Raw genomic sequence first — 2982 nt, 5'->3', positions numbered from 1 at the left:
GGCAAGAGCCTCATCTCTGGGCAGCGGCAGCCAGGCCTGACATTTGAGCACCTGGCTCTGCCGGAGATCTTGAAGTCTCCCGGTGTTGCAACATGATCAGACTGCAATGCTCAGAGCTGTTTCGAAGGCCCCTGCAGTTGTCGAGGTGCCCGTTGCCCTTCTGTCCCCGCCTGTGAGCGAGTCCCGGCTCTGACTGCGCAGGTCGCGCGGGCGAGCAGGCATTGGCGGTGCCCGGCACTGGATGGCCGGGGAGCGTCTTGGGTACCACATGGCACAGGTAGGCGGAACCGTCCTGTGGCGTCCACGTGGTCCGGATCGCTGCCGTTCACGCAGCTGGGGTCTTCATGGTCCAGGTGCGTCGGCGGTGTTGGTGACAGCGACGTGACACGTGATGGTCACTGAGGTCCCCGTCGGGCAGGTGCCGGCAGGGGGTTTCAGTGCACCGGCTCGCAGCTGATCGGGGGATGGGGGAGGCGGACGTCGGGCGCCGCAGGCGTGGTCTGTGGTTCGGCCGCGGTGTTCTCGCCGGCCAGCATGTCGGCGAAGACCCGTTCGGTGCACGCGCTGAGGCGGGCGTTCGTCCACGGCGAGGGCATCACGATCAGCGGCCGGGGCTCGCCACCGGTGTGCTTCCACAACGCGCCGTCCAGCCGGACGCCGTCGGTACCGGGCACCCTCACCAGGCGGAACAGCGGACGGGCAGCCGAGGCCTCCTTGGCGTGCAGGGGCGTCAGGCCCTTTGTATCGCCCGTCTCGAGCGCGGCGACGAACTGTGTCAGTAACGCCCCGTCCAACTCCGGGTGGAGTCCGTCTGGTTGATCCTCCTGAGGTGGCGCATCCGCCGAGTTCATCCCCGCCCCCATCTGGCGATCGCTGCCCCCGCCGGCGGCCGGATCCGCTTTCGGCGGCCCTCAGTATGGAACGAGGCCCTGGCCGTCATCAGAGGCGGCGGACCGAATCAGGTCATGCGTGCGCAACTTGCCTTGCAACCAAGGTGGATGGCGGGACGGTTGCGCTGTCCAACGCCCCGGCCCGCCGGGGCGCAAGGCCCTCGGCGCATGCCCGGTACGGGATGCCGCGTCCGGCGCGCGCCGTCGACCGCTGATCGCGGCTGTCATGACGCAATACCTATCGCGAACACTTGTCTGTCATTGCCTTCACGTTCCGGGGCGGATTCGATGAGAGAAACCCATTGCCATATGCCTATGGGGCCGGTGGGTGAGGGCAGTTCATATGGCGATATCCCTCTGGTGGGAGCGTCAGGGGGCAAGCGGGAGGGGAAGATCATAACGATTCCTTCGACTCCGGGCATGTCCTGGGGCCCGGTGGCCTCGCTCGGCGGGCAGCTGACCGGCAACCCGGCGGTGGCACCCTCGTCGGACGGCCGGCTGGAAGTGTTCGTCAGGGGCCGTGCCGACAACGCGCTGTCGACCAGCCATCAGTTGCCTTTGGGCGGCTGGTCCGACTGGGAGAACCTGGGCGGTCACATCCTGTCCGGCGATCCCTCCGTCCTGCGGACGGCCGCGCGGCGCATCGGAGTGTTCTTCCGGAACGGCGAAGGCAACCTCGAACACCCCTGGCAGACGGTCATCAACGGCACCTACGGCGCCGGGAGGACGCTGGTCGCCCATATCGGGGGCGACCCGGTCCCCGGGCTGAACGCCGACGGGCGCCCGGAGGCGTTCTTCCGGGGCACCGACGGCACCCTGTGGCATGTGTGGGAGACCACCAAGTCCGGCTACGGCGGCTGGACCGACCCGGGCAGCCTGGGCGGCTCCCTCTCCGGTGACCCGGCCGTGGCGACAGACGCCCGCGGCAGGTTCCAGATCTTCTTCCGGGGCACCGACGGCCATCTGTGGGTCACCCGGCAGCGGGATGCCAACGGCGGCGGCTGGGACAGCCCGGTGAGCATCGCGCAGAACATCGGCGGCGACCCGGTCGTCGCCACCAACGCCGACGGACGTCTGGAGGTGTTCTTCCGAGGTACCGACAACGCCCTGTGGCACCTGCCGCAGACCGACGACTACAACGGGTGGGCGAAGCTGACCGACCTGGGCGGCACCCTCACCGGCAACCCGGCCGTCGCCCGGGCCGCCGACGCCCGGCTGGCCGCCTTCCACTGGGGCGGCGGCCACCTGTGGGTCAACGAGCAGACCATCGTCAACGGCGACGACTGGAGCGCCCACGAGCGGATCGCGCGGGACATCGGCGGCGAACCTGTCGTCGCCGCCAACGCCGATGGACGCCTGGAAGTGTTCTTCCACGGTACGGACCACGCCGTCTGGCACATCGCCCAGAGGTTCAGCTGGCAGACGGGGGGATACGCGGTCTCCCCCTGATCCCGGGCTGTCCCACGCCGAGGAAGCGGCGAGCCCACCGTGGTGGGTGGCATGGCCGCCGCCGTCGTGGGGGATGTCGGTGCACGGCAGGCCCTGCCGTGCACCGACCGTGTGAGGGCGGCCGGTGAGTGGATTCACGTCGAGGCGTTGGCAGAGGTCGGCTGCCTGTCCGGTGCGTTGACTCGCCAACGCGCCACACGAGGATTGCTCGAAAGTGACCTTGCTGCCCCGACGCTCTTGTGACTTTCTGGAATGCGCCAACAACTGCCTGTAGTGGACGGCGAAGGGGATGACGATGAGTACTGCCGAGTCGGCAGCCACAGGTGACGAGCGCTTCGTTCCTCCGATCAGCACGGTCGCGGGGACCGGGGTCGCGGGGTTCGGCGGGGACAACGGTCCCGGTGTTTCAGCTCAGTTGAACCGTCCGTACGGGATCGCGGTGGACAGCACCGGCACCCTCTACTTCTCCGACTTCAGCAACCACCGGGTCCGGAAGATCACGACCGACGGAAAGGTCAGCACGGTCGCGGGGACCGGGGTCGCGGGCTTCAGCGGGGACAATGGCCCTGCCGTCTCGGCCCAGTTGAACTACCCGCGTGAGGTGGCGGTGGACAGTGCGGGTACCGTCTACATCGCCGACCAA

At 68.5% G+C, this 2982-nt stretch carries 3 protein-coding genes; 2 read left to right on the top strand and 1 reads right to left on the bottom strand.

Annotated elements, in window-relative coordinates; genetic code table 11:
- Nucleotides 1-434 precede the first annotated feature (434 nt).
- Nucleotides 435-794, bottom strand: coding sequence for a hypothetical protein (locus ACX9I7_RS32505; RefSeq protein WP_387573999.1), 360 nt, complete (start codon nt 792-794; stop codon nt 435-437).
- Nucleotides 795-1310: 516 nt separating this feature from the next.
- On the opposite strand from ACX9I7_RS32505, the gene ACX9I7_RS32500 reads away from it, so the two are divergent.
- Both ACX9I7_RS32500 and ACX9I7_RS32495 read left to right on the top strand, forming a co-directional pair.
- Complete coding sequence (locus tag ACX9I7_RS32500) at nt 1311-2339, top strand: PLL family lectin (RefSeq protein WP_459389384.1); 1029 nt, start codon at nt 1311-1313, stop codon at nt 2337-2339.
- Nucleotides 2340-2634: 295 nt separating this feature from the next.
- The coding region (locus ACX9I7_RS32495) for an NHL domain-containing protein (RefSeq protein ID WP_459389383.1) at nt 2635-2982 on the top strand (348 nt) is incomplete at its 3' end.

Source organism: Streptomyces sp. L500, assembly GCF_054551825.1.
This window is presented reverse-complemented; position numbering and strand designations above follow the sequence as displayed.